Annotated in this window: 16 protein-coding genes; 7 read left to right on the forward strand and 9 right to left on the reverse strand. The window is 39.1% G+C overall.

The window, feature by feature from the left end; genetic code table 11:
* Positions 1 to 76 precede the first annotated feature (76 nt).
* Together rnhB and MMO38_RS07855 are read right to left on the reverse strand one after the other, a co-directional pair.
* Positions 77 to 646: a ribonuclease HII gene (gene rnhB / locus MMO38_RS07850; RefSeq protein ID WP_005197556.1), complete on the reverse strand. Its 570-nt coding sequence runs from the start codon at positions 644 to 646 to the stop codon at positions 77 to 79.
* Between the two features lie 40 nt (positions 647 to 686).
* Complete coding sequence (locus tag MMO38_RS07855; RefSeq protein WP_241323172.1) at positions 687 to 1,067, reverse strand: hypothetical protein; 381 nt, start codon at positions 1,065 to 1,067, stop codon at positions 687 to 689.
* 221 nt (positions 1,068 to 1,288) lie between these two features.
* Here MMO38_RS07855 and MMO38_RS07860 point away from each other — a divergent pair, with 221 nt between their 5' ends.
* Positions 1,289 to 1,843, forward strand: coding sequence for a cytochrome b (locus tag MMO38_RS07860; protein ID WP_241323173.1), 555 nt, complete (start codon positions 1,289 to 1,291; stop codon positions 1,841 to 1,843).
* 41 nt (positions 1,844 to 1,884) lie between these two features.
* Here the strand turns inward: MMO38_RS07860 and MMO38_RS07865 are convergent, their stop codons facing one another.
* The 4 genes from MMO38_RS07865 to MMO38_RS07880 all read right to left on the reverse strand — a co-directional run bounded on the left by MMO38_RS07865 (position 1,885) and on the right by MMO38_RS07880 (position 7,365).
* Complete coding sequence (locus tag MMO38_RS07865; RefSeq protein WP_241323174.1) at positions 1,885 to 2,883, reverse strand: adenosine deaminase; 999 nt, start codon at positions 2,881 to 2,883, stop codon at positions 1,885 to 1,887.
* Positions 2,884 to 3,008: 125 nt separating this feature from the next.
* Positions 3,009 to 4,328, reverse strand: a complete 1,320-nt coding sequence (locus tag MMO38_RS07870) for an NCS2 family permease (protein WP_004670603.1) — start codon at positions 4,326 to 4,328, stop codon at positions 3,009 to 3,011.
* 325 nt (positions 4,329 to 4,653) lie between these two features.
* Entirely contained in the window at positions 4,654 to 4,839 is a 186-nt protein-coding gene (locus MMO38_RS07875) for a hypothetical protein (protein ID WP_004670602.1), read from the reverse strand.
* 327 nt (positions 4,840 to 5,166) lie between these two features.
* Positions 5,167 to 7,365: a TonB-dependent siderophore receptor gene (locus MMO38_RS07880; RefSeq protein ID WP_241323175.1), complete on the reverse strand. Its 2,199-nt coding sequence runs from the start codon at positions 7,363 to 7,365 to the stop codon at positions 5,167 to 5,169.
* A 367-nt stretch (positions 7,366 to 7,732) separates the two neighbouring features.
* Here MMO38_RS07880 and MMO38_RS07885 point away from each other — a divergent pair, with 367 nt between their 5' ends.
* Together MMO38_RS07885 and MMO38_RS07890 are read left to right on the forward strand one after the other, a co-directional pair.
* Positions 7,733 to 9,793 (forward strand): TonB-dependent receptor, encoded by a 2,061-nt coding sequence (locus MMO38_RS07885; RefSeq protein WP_241323176.1) that lies wholly within the window; start codon positions 7,733 to 7,735, stop codon positions 9,791 to 9,793.
* 218 nt (positions 9,794 to 10,011) lie between these two features.
* Positions 10,012 to 10,233: a DUF6500 family protein gene (locus MMO38_RS07890; RefSeq protein ID WP_005197569.1), complete on the forward strand. Its 222-nt coding sequence runs from the start codon at positions 10,012 to 10,014 to the stop codon at positions 10,231 to 10,233.
* 17 nt (positions 10,234 to 10,250) lie between these two features.
* Here MMO38_RS07890 and MMO38_RS07895 read toward each other — a convergent pair whose 3' ends face one another.
* Genes MMO38_RS07895 through MMO38_RS07905 form a run of 3 tightly spaced genes read right to left on the reverse strand, consistent with a single transcriptional unit; the run spans position 10,251 to position 13,933 of the window.
* Positions 10,251 to 11,726: a sulfite reductase subunit alpha gene (locus tag MMO38_RS07895; RefSeq protein WP_241323177.1), complete on the reverse strand. Its 1,476-nt coding sequence runs from the start codon at positions 11,724 to 11,726 to the stop codon at positions 10,251 to 10,253.
* 10 nt (positions 11,727 to 11,736) lie between these two features.
* On the reverse strand, positions 11,737 to 12,327 hold the full coding sequence (locus MMO38_RS07900; protein WP_004670596.1) for a PepSY-associated TM helix domain-containing protein: 591 nt from the start codon (positions 12,325 to 12,327) through the stop codon (positions 11,737 to 11,739).
* A gap of 34 nt (positions 12,328 to 12,361) precedes the next feature.
* Positions 12,362 to 13,933: a DUF2271 domain-containing protein gene (locus MMO38_RS07905; RefSeq protein WP_241323178.1), complete on the reverse strand. Its 1,572-nt coding sequence runs from the start codon at positions 13,931 to 13,933 to the stop codon at positions 12,362 to 12,364.
* Positions 13,934 to 14,033: 100 nt separating this feature from the next.
* Between MMO38_RS07905 and MMO38_RS07910 the strand changes: the two genes are divergently transcribed.
* The 4 genes from MMO38_RS07910 (at position 14,034) to MMO38_RS07925 (ending at position 18,335) form a co-directional block, all read left to right on the forward strand.
* Positions 14,034 to 14,918, forward strand: coding sequence for a DUF4198 domain-containing protein (locus MMO38_RS07910; protein ID WP_004670594.1), 885 nt, complete (start codon positions 14,034 to 14,036; stop codon positions 14,916 to 14,918).
* Between the two features lie 115 nt (positions 14,919 to 15,033).
* Positions 15,034 to 16,035: an AraC family transcriptional regulator gene (locus tag MMO38_RS07915; RefSeq protein ID WP_004670593.1), complete on the forward strand. Its 1,002-nt coding sequence runs from the start codon at positions 15,034 to 15,036 to the stop codon at positions 16,033 to 16,035.
* A gap of 95 nt (positions 16,036 to 16,130) precedes the next feature.
* Entirely contained in the window at positions 16,131 to 16,754 is a 624-nt protein-coding gene (locus MMO38_RS07920; protein WP_241323179.1) for a sterol desaturase family protein, read from the forward strand.
* Positions 16,755 to 16,889: 135 nt separating this feature from the next.
* Positions 16,890 to 18,335, forward strand: a complete 1,446-nt coding sequence (locus MMO38_RS07925; RefSeq protein WP_241323180.1) for a hypothetical protein — start codon at positions 16,890 to 16,892, stop codon at positions 18,333 to 18,335.
* Positions 18,336 to 18,437: the final 102 nt, after the last annotated feature.

The raw sequence follows: 18,437 nt of genomic DNA on the forward strand, positions 1-18,437 counted from the left end.
TATGAAAAACTCTTCTCATAAAATTAAAGCGACTCATCTGAGTCGCTTTAATTTCTTTAAACGACCTGTTTTTAATTCATGCTAGACCCAAGGCTTTTTTCACAGGCCCATAACTACGGCGATGTTGCTCAATAACACCATGCGCAGCAATTGCTTCAAAATGCGCTTTGGTTGGATAGCCTTTATGCTTGGCAAAACCATAATCAGGATATTGCTGATCTAAGAGATGCATTTGCCGATCACGGGTGACTTTCGCTAAAATACTTGCGGCGCTGATTTCAGCATGACTGGCATCTCCACCCACGATGGCTTCACATGGAATTGTGATTCCTTTCGGAATTTGATTGCCATCCACAATAACTTTTATAGGTTGCGTCTCTAATGTTTCAACTGCTCGACGCATCGCCAAAAAAGTGGCTTGTAAAATATTAAACTCATCAATTTCAAGATGGTTTGCTTCAGCGATCGACCATGCAATCGCCTTTTCCTGAATCTCTAAAAAAAGCTTTTCACGCTTTTTTTCAGTCAATTTTTTAGAGTCATTTAAACCCTCAATCGGGTTATTCGGATCTAAAATCACAGCAGCAGCAACGACAGAACCTACCAAAGGTCCGCGCCCAGCTTCATCGACACCAGCAACAAACATATTTAAACTCTCAAAAAGGCTGATGACTCAGCCTGATCTATTATTTAGCTTGCTTTAAAGCTTCATTCACACATGCGTTCACAGTTTCAGAGACTACTTTATTTACAATCGTTGCTCGTGCTGATGGATCAATTGCAGCCGTTGCCAACTCAAAAGTAGTAACACTCTCTGGCGCTTTTTCACTGACACAGCCACACACATTGGTTTGGATGTCATTACGCTGTTCTGTGGTCATAAAACGTGTTGCTGTCTTCCATGCTGCAACATTATTGATTTCATTTAAACATTTTGCATTTACAGCAACTTTGAGTGCTGCCACACCAAGCTGCTGCGAAGTCGTCGCTGTATTATTTGTATCTGTCGCAGCACATCCTGCAAATGCTAAAACAACGGGAGCAATAACCAATACCAACTTTTTCATATTTTTAACCTGTATCTAAATTTTTGGCAGGCGTATTGTGCCTAAATGCCAAACTTTATGATATGACTCAAAGTTATCTTTACATAATATAACAGTTATACTTTATCCATTTTAGCTTGACCGTTCCAAGCATAATACGCTCTGTTACAGATACACTGTATGCGGAATAAATAGCGATATTTAAAATCAAATCACTCATATATCACAGCTAGGATGTTGCGATGTCAACCTCAGCACAATACTACACACGCACAGCACAAGTTTTGCATTGGCTCATGGCTGCTATTTTTATTATCGCTTGGCTTATCGGCTTTTATAGTGGTAATTTTCTCAGCTATGACGTTGATGGTAGTTTTAAAGGAAGCGTGATTACACTGCATAAGAATATTGCAACTACAATTATCTTCTTAGTTGTCATTCGTATTTTTTGGCGCTACACCCATCCCGTTCCACAATTACCAAACACCATGTCACCGACGATGAAAAGGTTGGCCCATGTTGGACATTTCTTACTTTACTTAATGCTTTTGGCTTTACCGATTACCGGTTGTTTGTTTAGTTGGAGCGCTGGACATCCAGCTCCAGTTTTATATTTATTTGAGATACCACGCTTAGTACAAGATAATCCAGAGCTTCTGGCAATCGTTAAACCCTTACATATTTACATATCTTGGTTTGCGGGCTTACTGATTGTTGGGCATGCCTTAGCAGCGATTAAACATCATTTTATTGATAAAGATAATGTATTACTGAGTATGATACGTCGTCCGAAATAAATTTTGATCATAAAAAAACCGCATTACGCGGTTTTTTTAACTTATATTTTCTTTACTTCACTGATCCACTTTTGCTTATCTTCATCAGAAATAAATGAAGCCTCGAAAGAGTTGATGGCAAGTTGTTTTAATTCATCATGGCTTAAATCTAAAGCCTGTTGAATGGCAAAGAAATTATCATTCATGTAACCACCGAAATACGAAGGATCATCCGAGTTCACGGTCACATGTACGCCCTTTTGCAATAAACGGCGGATATTGTGTTCTTTCATATCATTGACCACACACAATTTTAAATTACTGAGTGGGCAAACCGTTAAAGGCATCTTCTCAGCAATTAAGCGTGCCATGAGTTGCTCGTCTTCTTCAGAGCGCACCCCATGATCAATACGGTTCACTTTGAGCAAGTCCAAAGCTTCCCAGATATATTCTGGCGGACCTTCCTCACCTGCATGTGCAACAATCAAGAAACCTGCTTCGCGCGCTTTAGCGAATACACGCTCAAATTTTGCTGGCGGATGCCCGACTTCACTTGAATCTAGTCCAATTGCGATAATGTCATCTTTGAAGGGTAATGCTTGCTCAAGTGTCTCAAAAGCTTTCTCTTCACTTAGATGACGCAAGAAACACATGATTAACTGTGAACTAATCCCAAGCTTCTCTTTGGCATCTTTACACGCACGTTTTAAGCCAGCAATGACGGTAGCAAACTCTACACCACGCTCAGTATGTGTTTGCGGATCAAAAAACATTTCTGTATGCACCACACGATCTTCAGCACATTTCTCAAAATATGCCCAAGCAAGATCATAAAAGTCTTGTTCATGCACAAGCACATTTGCGCCTGCATAATAAATATCTAGAAAAGATTGAAGATTATGGAAGTTATAAGCTTGCTTCACTTCCTCAACTGATTGATAAGGAATCTGAATCTGATTACGCTGTGCAATTGCAAACATCAGTTCTGGTTCAAAAGTCCCTTCAATATGCACATGCAACTCGGCTTTGGGTAAAGCACGAATCAGCTCGACTTGATTCATATTAACTCCACGTCTAAAGAAAAAAGGGTGTTGCCAAAATGGGTACACCCCTTTTTTATGATTCTCTTTGAAGGATGAGCTGTAATGAAAACAGCTCAAAAAGAGAATGTAAAAAAATACTCAGCTTAACCGCCAAACACCGCAAACTTAAATACCCAAAGCGCAGCGATAATCCAAACCATATAAGGTACTGTTTTCGCCTTGCCCGTAAGTAGTTTCACCAACGCATAACTGATAAAGCCCATTGCAATCCCATCCGCGATTGAATAGGTAAATGGCATAAATACGATGGTTAAAAATGCTGGAACAGCCTCAGTAATATCATCCCAATCGATATGAGTGATACCCTGAATCATTAATACGCCAATAAATAACAATGCAGGTGCGGTCGCAAAACCTGGTACAGATTGCGCAAGCGGTGCTAGAAATAAACATCCAACAAATAATACCGCAACCACGACAGCCGTTAAACCTGTACGACCACCCGCAGCAACGCCAGAAGCAGATTCGATATAAGGGGTAGTTGAAGATGTCCCTAATGCTGCACCTGCAACAATTGCAGAAGAATCAGCAAACAATGCCTTTTTCAAACGCGGTAACTTACCATCTTTCAATAAACCAGCGCGATGAGAAACCCCCACCAAAGTTCCCGTACTATCAAATAAATCGACAATAAAAAATACGAAAATAACGCCGATCATGCTGGCAGTAAACAAGCCTTCAAAGTCCATTTGCATGAATGTCGGCGCTAGAGATGGAACTTGACCAACAACACCTTTAAATTCATTTAGGCCCAAAGCAGTGGCTATCGCAGTGATCACTAAAATACTGATAATGATCGCACCACGAATTTTGAACTGGTGTAATACCACAATCATTAAAAAGCCAAATAAAGCCAACAATACAGAGGGTTGTTTAATATCACCTAAAGCCACCAAAGTTGCTGGATTATCAACAATGATACCTGCATTTTTTAGCGCAATTAAGGCAAGGAATAAACCAATACCGCCACCAATCGCTAACTTCAATGACATCGGGATCGCGTTCACAATCGCTTCCCGAATCTTCATAAAGCTAATTGCTAAGAATACAATCCCCGAAATAAACACCGCTGCTAAAGCAGTTTCCCAAGGAACGCCCATACCTAAACAAACAGAATAGGTAAAATAAGCATTCAACCCCATACCAGGTGCGAGCGCAATTGGATAGTTTGCAATCAACCCCATCACTAAACAGCCAATTGCAGCAGCCAAACAGGTAGCAACAAATACGGCACCATGATCCATTCCTGTTTCAGAAAGAATCATTGGATTTACAATAATGATGTAACACATGGTCAAAAATGTAGTTACACCTGCTAGAACTTCTGTTCTAAAGTTGGTTTTGTTTTCACTTAGTTTAAATAAGCGTTCTAACAAACCAGCCGAAGCATTAGGCATTGCCATAATAGCACCTGTTAAAATCTAGGATCGTAGGAGATGAAATCTATACCTTTGTGTTTCAAATATTTTTTGAATTTAAACCAAAAGGTATACAAAGCTAAAAGCAATCTATATGCCAGCTTGATACGTGTTACATCTAAAACTTGGATAAATCGAATTCCGCAATTAAAAATATAAAAAGCTGCATAACAAATATGCAGCTTTTTATTTAATGGTAAATATTTTAACAGATTCTATCGAAAACTTGCGAATCGAAAATTAAAAAAATATTTGATCACAAGCTGAAATGCATCAAATTGGACCGTCTAAGCATCATGATATTCAGACATCAATGACTCTGTTTCAGTGTGGGTAAATTTGTATGTGGGCTATGCTGAATTTCATTCAAACTATGCTCAGCATCATGAACAACTTTCATAAGCTCTTGGCGTTTTTTCGTTTGGGCATCTACATGCGTTGAATAGCCCAAGATACCGATAGAAAATATAAGTAATAGTATAAGTACGATCTTCATTATTATTATCTCTGCTTCACCGTTTTCTTTAAGATTAGCAAAGAATGTGAAATATTCTACTTTTTTAAGGATAAATGGCGAAATAAATGTAATTACAATGTAATTCACCATATTTTTTTTAGAGTTTATCATTATGCTTTTAAAAATAAGAAACTTAATGTGTAATTTATATATTTAGTCTTTTCAACAACATATAGTTGAAATTCTTTAACACTTCAATTTGAGTGAACAATACCCGATGTCTTCCCCTACTTATACGCTGTTACATATTAAAAAGAGCAGCTTTGCTTAAGCAAAACCGCTCTTTAATAGCATTAAATTAACTTATTAGAACTGGTAATTTAAACGCACCAAGAAGTTGCGAGGTGTTCCCGGCATTGTGTTCGATCTCCAATACACTTTATCTGTAAGATTACTCACAGCTAAAGTTGCACCCCAATGCTCACCTTTGTAACCAACCGCAGCATCTAAACGCGTCCAGCCATCAAGCTTGGTATCTGGGTTATTGGAAATATTCGTGTAAAGAGAACCATTATAAGTTGCACCAACTTCCGTATAAATATTTTCAACAGGTAGATAACGAATGAATAAATTACCAGTATTTTTAGCTGTGTTTGCTAAGTAGTGACCAGTGTTAGCAGATTTTGGATCTTTATCATCTTTCACTTTTGCATCTGTATATCCATAGCCACCGCGAATAAACACATTATCCAGTACACGACCAATAAAGCTAAATTCAGCTCCTTTTGACTGATGTTCACCGCCGACTACATAATCAAAAGGGCGATTATCTGGATCGGGCTTATAACGAATATTTTTCTTACGGATATCAAATACAGAAAACTGAGTATTCAAGCGATCATTAAACCAATCACTTTTTACACCAATTTCGTATTGCTCATTATATTGCGGTTCAGCATTCACCGTCCTCAAATCAACGGTACCATTAGTAAATGGTGAAACCCCTGCACTGCCACCAAACGGTGCAAAGCTTTTACTATAAGAGGTATAAAAACTCTGATTATCTACTGGTTGCCAAACAAAACCTACATTCGGGCTAAAGGTTTCAGCATCCATTGTGACTGACTGCCCATATGTTTTTGAACCAATTAAAGTATCGCGAGTTTTTACTTCATATTGGTCATATCGTGCGCCCAGCATCATCTTTAATGTCGGTGTTAACGAGATAAGATCCTGTACAAAAAATGCCAAACTATCATTGTTTTGATGAGTATAGGATGTTGCATTTGGTCGACCATTATTACGATTGAAAGAAGTTTGATAATCCTTAACGTTATAAGGATTAATTAATTGATAATATAATCCTGCCTTATCTCCGCTTGAATAATTACCTAACTTCGGTTCACGATCTTCATGTGACCAATCAGCCCCCACCATTACCTGATGTTCTAATTTACCCGTATTAAACTTGCCCGTAATATCAAAGGTATTTGTCGTGGTCTTATTCATGGTTTCTTGCCAAGCATATGATTGCTTGATATAGCCAGGTTTGCACCCTTTCGTGTCATCAGTACAATAACTTCCACCAAAGAAATTATCGAAATCTTGATTAGCTTGACGATAGCTCAATGCCCAATGAAATTTCCAATCTGGTGCAAATTCATATTTTAGATCGGTACGTACCGTTTGTAATTCATCAACGATAAAATCTGATGCTGTTGCAAAGCCTGTTTCTCTTAAAATATTTTCAGGGAAACGACTTAATACCGAAAATGATGGACCACGATCAGGAATACGATCTAATTTGTCATAGGTATACTCTGTAGTCCATAACAACTTCTCATCATCACTGCGATAAGTCACACTGGGTGAAAACATAGATTGTTTTGTGCCAATACCCAAACGGAAGCTATTGGTATCAGATTTTTCACCAACTAAACGTACCGCCCAATTATCATTCACCACTTGATTGATATCTAAGGTACCCCCAATATTGTCATAAGAACCGCCAAAGATACCTACAGAACTTTTAGAGTCAAAATTGGCGAACTTAGTCACCATATTTACTACACCGCCACCTGCTCCACGCCCATACAACACAGAAGCTGGACCTTTTAGAATCTCAATACGTTCTACATTGGCAGTACTACGACGAACTTGCCCCCCTTCGCGTACACCATTCCGGTAGATATCACTGGTATCAGCACTGAATCCACGAATCATAATACCGTCACCACGCGTATCATATGTCGTTGATACACCTGGCGTACCTTGTAGCATCACGCTTAAATCATTTGCACCATAGATTTTATATTTTTGCACATCGATCGTATCAATGGTTTGAGGAATATCTTTCTTCTTTAACCCATTACGCGTCACACTTGCCTGATCATAATCAATATAGCTTTTGATCGGATCAAGCTCACTCATCGCCTCAATTTTAATGGTCGGCATCACCGCAGTTTGTTCATTTGCAATTGCATATTGCACTTGCAGCATCATCATACTGAGCAAAGTAAACTTAAAAATAGGCTTTTGATACAAGCCTAAATGTGAAGATTTCATAAAAATTCCAAAAAACAGTTCAGACGAAAAATTAAAAAAATAAAGATTAAAAAAACGATACAATTTTAATAAAAATAATTCTCATTTTCACCAACTTTCGTATTAATTTTCGCTATATCGATGATTTATTAAACTGCTTTCATCATTCTTTACATGGTTTTATGTATTTCCCACAGCAGAAGCAACAAAAGGGATTCATGAAAGACATGTATTATTCGATGCAAATAAAGGACGATTGTTTTATTTAGACAGTCATACAAATATTTCTTAAATCTGTGCTTTATCAGATATAAATTCCATTTTTCTACACAATCTTACATTAAGCTACACAAAACAATTTGATCTGTTCTTCTTTGGGGTATTGAAAATGAAGCATCCACGCGATTATGGAAAATTGAGTGTTCTCAGTTCTGCACTAATTGGCATGAGTTCCCCACTTTTTGCAAATGCTGTTGATCCCTCTGCGACTCCCGTTGAAGCAGCAACTCAAGTACTGCCAACCCTGCGCATCAACGCTACTGTAGATCCCCAAAAACAACATGACGATGATATAAATGCAGTTCCCAAAACCATTATCAGTCGTGAAGAAATGCTCCAATATGGCGATCAATCTGTGATGGATGCTTTACGTCGAGCAGCGGGCTTTCAACTCCCAACAGGACACGGTCCTCGCGGTGGCGGTGGTGCTTCTGGTATGCGTTTTCGTGGGGGTGGTGCGCCAACATTTTTGATTAATGGTGAACCTGTACAAGGCGGACCACGTGGTGGTATGTCAGTTATTGACACGATTACGCCTGAAATGATTGAGCGTATCGAGGTTATAAAGCAACCAAGTGTGGCTCAATCTTCAGTCGCTTCTTCAGCGGTCATTAATATTATTTTAAAAGAGCCTCTGAATACGCGCTTAAATGGTACGGTCAAGCTAGGTTATGGTCTGCGCGACAGTGGTCAGCAAGAATCTGAACGAAAGCAGATCAATATCCAAGCAGATGGTCGTGAAAACCAGTGGTCTTATAGTTTCTCTGCCAATCAAATGTGGATCGATAATACTTCAGTTTCAAAAATCGAATCTGAAACAGGAACTCGTGAAAACCTACGTACGATAAATCGCAGCATGCAAATGTTTTCGCCTCGTCTACAATATGATCTCGATGACCAACAAAAAATCATTGCCGAGTTATTTTATCGCAACATCAAAATGCAAGGATACTCAGCAAATCAAACCCAAGATGATAAAAATGACAGTATCCGCCTAAATACCCGCTATGAACGTAAAGATAAAGAGTTCAGTGATAAAATCCGCTTCTCAGTAGAACGCCAAACAGAAACTCAGCTAACTCGCTCCACTCAAAGCCGCATTTATACGGATGAAACCATACATGAATATGGTCTGGCTTATGATGGCTTAAGAAAACTGGATGCAAATCGTCAAATCAAATTTGGCTTGGATTCACGTTTTAATGAACTCGATAGCAATGTCAGCCCAAGCCTAGATGAACAACGTTATGCAGTTTATGGCGAAGGAAGCTGGCGGCTGACTGATCGTCAAACGATTACCTTAGGCGCAAGGCAAGAATGGTTAAATCGTTCAGGTTTGGTTGATTATCAAGATCAACATTTAAGTCCTGTAATTGCTTATCGCTTGAGCCTCAATGATCAGTGGTCAATTCAAACCAATTTAAGTCAGGCTTTCCGTAGCCCCAAATCAGACCGTTTGATTCCTACCGTCACTGTTTCGACAGATAGTGATGCAGGCTCATTAAACAACCCTGATCGTGGTGGCAATCCAAATCTCAAAGCAGAAAAAGTACGCGCCGTTGAATCAACGCTTGCTTATGATTCTGCCAGTGGCGGTGTGAGCTTAACGGCGTACCATCGTCAAATTAAAGACTATATCGAAAAAGTCATTGCGCTGGAAAATACTCGCTATGTCGAGCGTCCACAAAACCAAGATGAGGCCACCACCTATGGTGCTGAGCTTTCTGCTCGTTATGCCCTAAAACAAACTGAAGCAGGTCATGCACTTATGCTCAACGGGCAAATCTCCACCATCCGCGCCAAAATTGAAGATGGGCAACACAAAGAGCGTCTCGTCAGTGATGTGGCACCATACAACGCCAGCGCAGGTTTATCGCATAGTTTCAAACCTTGGCAAGTTTCAAGCAGCTTCAATATCAGCTACACACCAGAATTTACACGCGCTTTAGATGGTCAACCTTATGATCGAACCACCAATCAACGTTTTAGCCTGAATCTCAGTGCAACCAAACGCTTTACAGAGGGTTGGGCAGCCAGTTTAAACCTAAATAACGTACTCAGCACAGATGCTAAAGAACGTTTAACTCATCAATCTGATGGTCGTCTCTATCAAGCTAGAACCAATGAGAGTGTTCCTAGCTATCAATTCACGCTCGAAAAGAAGTTTTAATATTCCTAGGGTCTGTTGACATAAACCGAACATCGTCTCATAAAAAGCCAATGACTTTTGTCGTTGGCTTTTTTCCTCCTACTTATATTGAAGAAATAGATAGGATGTGTGTTTATCTTATGAAAAATAGACACTAGCTGAATGATCGTTTGCAGCATGACTGTTATTATGTACAAATACAGTTGAAATTTAATGCATTAACAGACCAAAGAGAAAAAATGAGAGCTGAACTTAAAACGCGAATCCTGAAAATTTGTGATGAAAAAATTGAGAAAAAAGGCAGTAATGTTGGGCTATCTTTCTATGCTTTTTTCGCCAATAAAAATGATGACCCTGAACGCTTGATGGAAGCAGCGCATTGGTGGATTATGGAACATAAATTAGATCATTTTGAGAAAGCCACAAAAATCAAAGCGCTGATCTCTGAGCAAACGCCTTAAAGTCTAAAGGATAATCTTTAATAAACATCACGCAAATAACGCTGTTCCCGTTTAAGTTGTTGCAACTGCTCAGTACCCAGAAGTTCTTCGAGCACTTGATCTACACCGCTTGCCATCCCTTTTAAACTACCGCAGACGTAGATCAGCGCTCCCTGTGCTATCCACTCTTGTAAACGAGATGATTGTTGCCTTAAACGATCTTGCACATAGATTTTTTCTGTCTGATCACGCGAAAAGGCGTAATCCACGTGTGGCAAGTAACCATGCTGCTGCCAGTACGCAATCTCCGTCTGATATAAATGATCAAATTGCTGTTGTCTTTCACCAAAAATGAGCCAGTTTTTCTTGTAACCCCAGTGTTCTCTTTGACGCAAATGCGCAACTAAACCAGCGATACCCGTACCATTGCCAATCAAAATTATGGGCTTGTCATCCTGCTGTAAATGAAAACTTGGGTTATTTCGTATCGATGCGTGAACAGGTTGATTTTGTTCCAGTCCAACCGTTAACCAACCCGAACCTAAGCCCAAACCTGTTTCAGTTTGTTGTTGTCTCACCACCAATTCAACTAAACCTTGTTCAGGCAAACTTGCAATTGAATACTCACGCTTGGGCAATACTTCGAATTGTGCAATCCACTCTAGCAACGAGAGGCCTATTCGCGTAGGAGGTTTTCTTAAATTTAATCTTCCTAGTTTGGCGACCAAATCATCTGAGTGTTCCTGCCGATGAGTGTCTAAAAAATGTTGAATCTCGGTAATGTCATTTTCACATTGGATTTCCAAAATATCACCCGATGACCAAGATATATCCCGATCAGCAATCAATTGAACTTTATAAATTGCTTCACCAACAGTTCCTGTATTTAGACATTGCCGATGGGCAAATTTAAAGGCAAGCATTTCTTTATCAAGTGCTATCGTGGTGAATGTGGTTGAGGTGAGTTGCTCTAAACCAATTAACCATTGTTCTAGATCATCGCTATTGAGTTGATCTACCAATACGGTAGGAAATAATGCTTGTGCATTATGCTGCAATAGCCATTGTTCAATTCTCTGCCCAAACTGACAAAAATTCGAATAGCGTTTATCTCCAAATGCCAAAACTGCAAAAGACAAATGCGATAGATCTAAGGACTGATTCAGAATTTTATGCACAAAATTTTGTGCAGTATCTGGTGCATCACCCTCGCCATAAGTGCTCACCACCCACAATATCGTACTCGGCTGTTGCAAGTGTTGATAGTTGAGTTGTTGGATATCCAGCAACTCAACTTTTTCTTCATGAATGATTTTTAATTGTTCAGCGGTATGTTTTGCCCAAGCCTCAGCTTGTCCAGTTTGACTGGCATAAACCACCAAATATTGTTGTGCATTGATGTCAGTATCAATACGTTGGCTAAACTGCCGCCAAAATAAATAAATGATAATAAATATATGCACTAGTAATAAAAACAGTAATGCACAAATCACCAAAAATAATGGCTGAGTCATATTGCGCCCCTTAAACCGCTGACCAGATCAGGAGGGTAATCAGTGCTAAACTCACCGCTGTAAGCGTCAGATGTGTCAATAATCGGGTTTTTAAGGTTAAAAACAGGATATATCCAGCCAATGACAACAACACGATGATCACCGCACTGATGTCAATTAACCAGCTCCAACCCGCGCCTACATTCTTACCGCGATGTAAATCATTTAACAATGAAACAGTAGATGCTGGCTTCATCGTGATTTCTGCTTCGGCAGTATCCAATAGCACCCAAATATCAGTCGAACCCGCAGGGCTATCGAGACGAATCATCACTTCTCCGTCTAATATTTCACTGCTTTGATATCTCCCAACCAAAGACTGTTGTTGGCGTAAATAATCCAAAAGCGTTTGCGTTGGGTTTTCTTGCTCCGCAACCGTCCGCATTAACTGTTCAGGTAAAATAATGGTGTTACTTTGTTCCTGTTGTGCTGGTTTAAACCACTCTGGATGATTTAATAACAAACCCGTAACGGAGAAGAAAATAAGCGCAATAAAGGCAAATGCGGAGAGCCAACCATGCACATAACGTGCATGGCGGTAAAAATCACGGCGTTGATACAAGAGACAAGCCCCATTGATTTAGTGGTGAATAGATTTAAGCACCACGTTGGAAATTCAGTTTAAGCGTACCAATTTCAGTTTGAGCTGGTAGTGTTTTGTTCACTGCTTTTGGTGCAACATCCAATTCAAAAGTTTGATAAGAACGATCACCATGTTCGCGTGAAGTTTCGATGTGAATCACATATTGTCCAGCCTTCACCACTTTTCCTTGTTCATCTTTACCATCCCAAGCCAAACGATATTGTCCTGGTTGACGTGATGGTTTTGCGACTGCATCAAGATTTGTCATTTGACGACCATAACGACGCCACCACACATAATTGGAGTTGATCCATTTTTCATCATTGCCCCATACTGCAAGCGTACGAACCAACTTTTTGTCGGTATCTGTCACCCAAATCGAAACATAAGGCGCTCGATATTTCTCAACCGCGAGCTTAGGAATATTCACCTCTAACTGCGCTTGATAACCTTTTGGCCAAGCAGTCGCCTCACCGCTTGAAGCAACATGACGCATCACTGCTGGTTGATTTGCATCTAACAAAGATGACCAACCTGTACTTTGATAATGTGTACCATCACGCGTTACAAGCTGTGCCTCATAACCGACCAACTGCTCAATCAACTGCATGCCGTCAAGTGGGGTCATTGCCGTCAATGCCGTAGCTAAGGCATCTGCATCCGCTGCACACTGTCCGACAACAACACATTGTTCGACCTGCTGCACGGGCATACCTGTTTGCGGATTGACTAAGTGAGACTGTCCCGCAAGTTGGCGATAGCCTTGACCACTAAACGCGACCGCTTGATCTTTAATATTTAGAATTTGCGCGGGTGCTGCATTATCAAAATGTTCATTTGGGTCTTGTATACCAATTTTCCAACCTGTTTGGTTTGGCGATTGTCCCCAAACACGCATATCTCCACCAATATCAATCAAGATACCTTGTAAGTGTGGCACTGCTTTCTTTGCCGCAATTAAAGCGCGGTCGATCACATAACCTTTGGCATAAGCATCTGGAACGATTTTGATCGCTGAACTCGTTGTGATTTGCTTGGTTTGTGAATTTAATTCGATACTTTGTGTTTTAAGTTGCTGTAGCAAGGTTTCTTGCGTATCGAGATCGAGACGCTGTACATCATTACTCTGCTCCCAAAGTTGGATCAACTGCCCTAAGCGTGCATCAAAACCACCACAGGTTGCACTACGCCATTGCTCACAAGCAGCAATCACATCATAAAGTTCGGATGAAGCAGAAATAGTTTGCTCACGATTTAATTGGCTAATTTCACTATCATCACGCCACACCGATAAAATTTGATCGAGTCGAGCAATTTCTGCTTGAATGGCTTGCAAAGCTTTCTCAGCATCAGCTTGTTCCGATGTCGTCACGATCACATCCAATGACGTTCCTAAAACATGATCTTGGTGAAACTGATAGCTTGCAGCTTGTGCATCTTTAGCGATGCTCGGTGGTGCGATTGCTGAATCAACTGTTGGGATAGTCGCCTGTACTGGAGAAGCCATTATTGCCATCGCGGCCATCAGTGGAGATAAACGAAAAACCAAATTGATTGGACGAAGTAATACAGCACCTGATGACATAACTTTAACTCCAAAATTTAGTAAAAATAATATTGCAATTGATACTCGTTATCAAGTAGATTGTTACAATCTTTTATTAATTTGTAAGCTGAGGTATATGATGCGTCATTTACTGACCATTTCGTTATTGTCTGTATTACCTATTTTAAGCCATGCTCATACAGCTAGCCCTTTTGTATTACCAGAAGTATTCGATAGTAAATCTGATAACGTCAGCTTCCAAAGCGGTATAACCATAGAAAAATTCTTTGTTCCTAGCCGTAATTTTAAAACCAGTTATCAAATAACAACACCGAATGGTCGCAATCAGCAAGTCAATGCAGCGGCAGAACTCAAAACATTTAATATCGCTGAATTTAGTCTTGATGGCGAAGGAACTTATCGTATTCGCACACAAAATGCGACAGGCAACCCAAGTAAATACGCATTGATTGATGGTCGTTGGTTACGTGTACGTCCGCCACGTCCTATGAATAATATGCCAACACCAACAACCGCCAATAATGAGCAAAAACCAGCAGCACCAGCGACTCAACAGCCACCTCGTTTCATTACTGAAGACAAAGTTCCAGCAAAAGCTAAAACAGCACAAACAATCAATCATTATATTGCTGAAAGTTTCGTGACCAAGGGCAAACCAAGTCCTATTCCTACTGTGAGCAATAAAGGCTTTGAGCTTAAATTTATCACGCATCCAAATGAACTTTATGCAGGCGAAGCATTAAAAGCAGTCGTGTTAATGAATGGTAAACCTGTACCGAATGTTGAATTTGATATTTTCAAAGGTGCGAGCAATTACACCGCAAATGAAAGACGTGAACTTCCACATGTCAAAACCAATACAAAAGGCGAATTAGAAGTTAAATTGGAGCAAGCTGGTATTTATTTAATTACTGGCGTTTATCCTGAAGCAAATAGTGACAATACCAAACAACCAATCGCTGAAAGCTATACTTATAGCGTGACTGTAGAAGTAACTGAATAAGCACATCGGGTACTTACTGTAATTGTAAGTGCCCTTTCTTTTATTAGATCTTTTCCATTTCTATCCTAAAAAGAACAGCGTATATTATTTTAAAACTTATATTTACTTTGTTTATATGCTTTCTCGAAAAACCAGTGATGCAGGCATCTTTCTATGGATGGTTTATCAAACCATGCACAAGATGAACCTTGATGCGGCCGCTATCTTTGCCAGTGTTCACTTACCTGACCAACCGCCTGATAAATTCGTCCGTCGTGATAACGCTACTCAACAACGATTTTGGCGCGCTGCGGAACATTTTAGCCAAGATCAGGATATTGGCTTACATGTTGGTAGCCATGTTCCACCCTTCCGTGGACAAGTGATTGAATATCTTTTTCTCAGTAGTCCAACCTTTGGTGAAGGATTACAACGCACTATTCGCTATCAAGCATTACTCACTGATGCGCTGTCTTTTAAACTCGAATACCATGACAATGAGATTGCGATCATTTCAGGTCTAAACCATCCAGTTAGACACTATTTAGAATGTGCGATAGGAATTTTGCTTACGTTCTTCAAATATATAAGTGAAGATGCTTTTACACCTTCTGAAATTTGGCTTCCTTACGATGAAGGTGCCAAGCTAGATGAATATAAAAAAATATGGGGGTGTAATGTCAGACTTGGGCAAACTGAAGGCTGTATTTTCTTTGATGCGAAATTATTAGACCATCATTCGCCTGCTTATGAACCTGAGTTATTAAAAATCCATGAACACCATGCCGCCTCACAACTTGAGCTTTTACACAAACATCAACTTATTGATGAGATAGAAAAGATCTTGGCCAGCGGATTATTGGAATCGAGTGAGTTTGATCAGAACATTGTTGCGAGAAGATTAAACCGCAGCGCCCGCAGTTTAAGAGCGGATTTGCAACTTTTGAATACAACTTATGAAAAAGTAATTGCGCAATATCGTGAACGACTTGCTCGGCGCTTACTCTCTCAGACCCAAGAATCTATTGATCAAATCGTATATCTTACTGGATTCTCTGAACCATCTGCATTCTCAAGAGCTTTTAAACGTTGGACTGGTGAAACACCAACAGCCTATCGACTACGAAAACAACAATAAGTTGATTTAATCGGCAGATTATAACTGCCCGTTCAGTCAAAAAAAATCAGCGCTATGTTTCTAAAATCTGATCATGTTTTATGAGGTAAGCGAATATGATCGGTTTTCCAGTAGGTGTTTTTGTTGCGAATGGGATGGAATGGTATTTTCATAAGGTATGGCTACATGAATTTCCAAGCAAGAACAGAAATAGCCCCTTCTTTACTCATATTGCACATCACAAACGTGCTCGTTTAAATGGCTTTCATGATGAAGGCTATGCAGAATCGATGTTTAAAAATGCTGAGATTTATAATGAAAAAACAGCATTATATGGTTTAACTGCTGCTGCAACAGTCTTTCTTCCCGTTGCACCATTTTTTACAGCAGGCTTATATTATGGGATTTGGAACTACTGGAAAGTTCATGCAAAATCACATTTAGACCCAGAATATGCAAAAAAGCGTATTCCTTGGCACTATGACCACCACATGACCAGTAATCAAAATGCAAACTGGTGTGTCACGCGACCTTGGTTTGATTACATCATGGGAACACGCGTGATGACCGATGCTTCAACCACAGAAACGAATCCTCTTGCGATGAAAATGCCTATTTGGTTAGAGAAAAGGGTGAATAAAGCAGCACGCCGTATACTCCCTAAAGCCTATGCGAAAATTGATGAAAATTCTAAACTCGACCAATTAAATTTACGTCGGGGAATTGAGGTGGCTTTATAAGTTTGCATTTATTCAAAAACAAAAGCCTAATTATTGATTAGGCTTTTTATTAAACTAATTCCATTAAATACTTCAAAACACCATCACTAATAGTTATTATTCAACTCTAAAAATAATCCTATGTAGAATATTAAAATGTTAAATGCAAAATCCTATGCCGCTCTTTTAGCTACATCACTACTACTTTCAGCTTGTGGGGGAAGTGATAGCGAGCATAAAGCAAACAATACAACTCACCCAGCAGCTTTTACAACAACATTTGAAAGTAATCTAACACTCCAAAAAGATTCAGATCCAATCATTCAAATTGTAGGAAGAAGTAGCAATCAAGATGAAGATATGAATGCTTACTCAGTTACGCATCATTTTGACAAAGGTACTGCTTCAATTATATTTAGTTTTAATTTCGATAAAAATGATATAGCCAATACTCTACATGTTAATTACGACCCAATTCTAAAGAAAATATTGAACATTTCTATTGGTGAGAACTATCTCAATGAGAAAATTCAAAACCTATCGAAACCAAATCTTTTTGCTTGCTCAGAATCCTTTGCTTTTGACTCTTGTAAGAATATTGATATTAAATTTGATGAAAAAACGGGCTATAGTGAAATCAATTTCGTTAATACAAAACTATCAACCCCAAATATTACAAGTCTTTCTCCAATCAATAAAGATAATCAATCCGCAATTGAAAAAAGCGATATTTCTTTAAACGGAAAACTTTCTGGTTCCCTCTCAACTCCTCCACAAACTTTGCAAAATATAAGAAAAACCAGCCAATTGAATATTTCTGCAAACCAGCAAGCTATTTCTTTAATGGGAGCAATTTATGATCCAGAAACAAGTGCACTCTTTTTTAGTTCACATACTGATAACGGAATTGATGCGGATTTAAAATTAGGTGAGTTTACGACCTACCTTAAAGACAATCTCGCTATAGCGTCTTCACTGCAAACTGAAGTATTGTATGGCTTCTCTGGTGCGTGTATGTCTTCGCTTCTAACACTCCCAGTTAAAGAACTCGGATCTATTCAGCCGACTGAAAATTCTAATGATATTACTTTAGCATTTAACCAAGCAGTATATAGCTATGAAAATAATGCACCATTATTTCCCAATATGCCTGTTCCATCTGAATGCGCTAAGACCAATTTACAACTTGATGGCTCATTAAAAGTTAACAAACCATTCACTCAACTTCAAATAACACCTGTTTTAAAAAATGAGGATACTCTACACTCCGTCCAGCCCGCTTTGTATTTCGACGTTAGCAATCATAATATACAAAAATTCGGAAATTATACGATCGATGTCAGCATCATTGATAATAAAATTAAGAAAATTGATTTCAAAGCAACAAGAAATAATCCCAATCCTAGTACAGGATTATTGTTAGAGGAAATACAATACAATTATGAATGTAATGCAACTCAATCATGCCAAGGGGTAAGCTATGACCCAAAAAACAACCAAGTAACCTTTAAAAATACGATGCTAACACTTAAAGGAACTCTTGCTGATGAAGTGAATAAAAACATTATTTTAAATGGTGTATTTGATTTTGCAGGGCGTTAATTTATATTAACCTGAATCGCGGATAAGAAATTAGCTTGAAAAAAAGGTGGCTGAAAACCATTAGGGAGTTACCACACAACCTATGCCTTCAGCCACCATGTT

It is taken from the genome of Acinetobacter sp. NIPH 1852, from assembly GCF_022549455.1.
Classification (GTDB): Bacteria; Pseudomonadota; Gammaproteobacteria; order Pseudomonadales; family Moraxellaceae; genus Acinetobacter.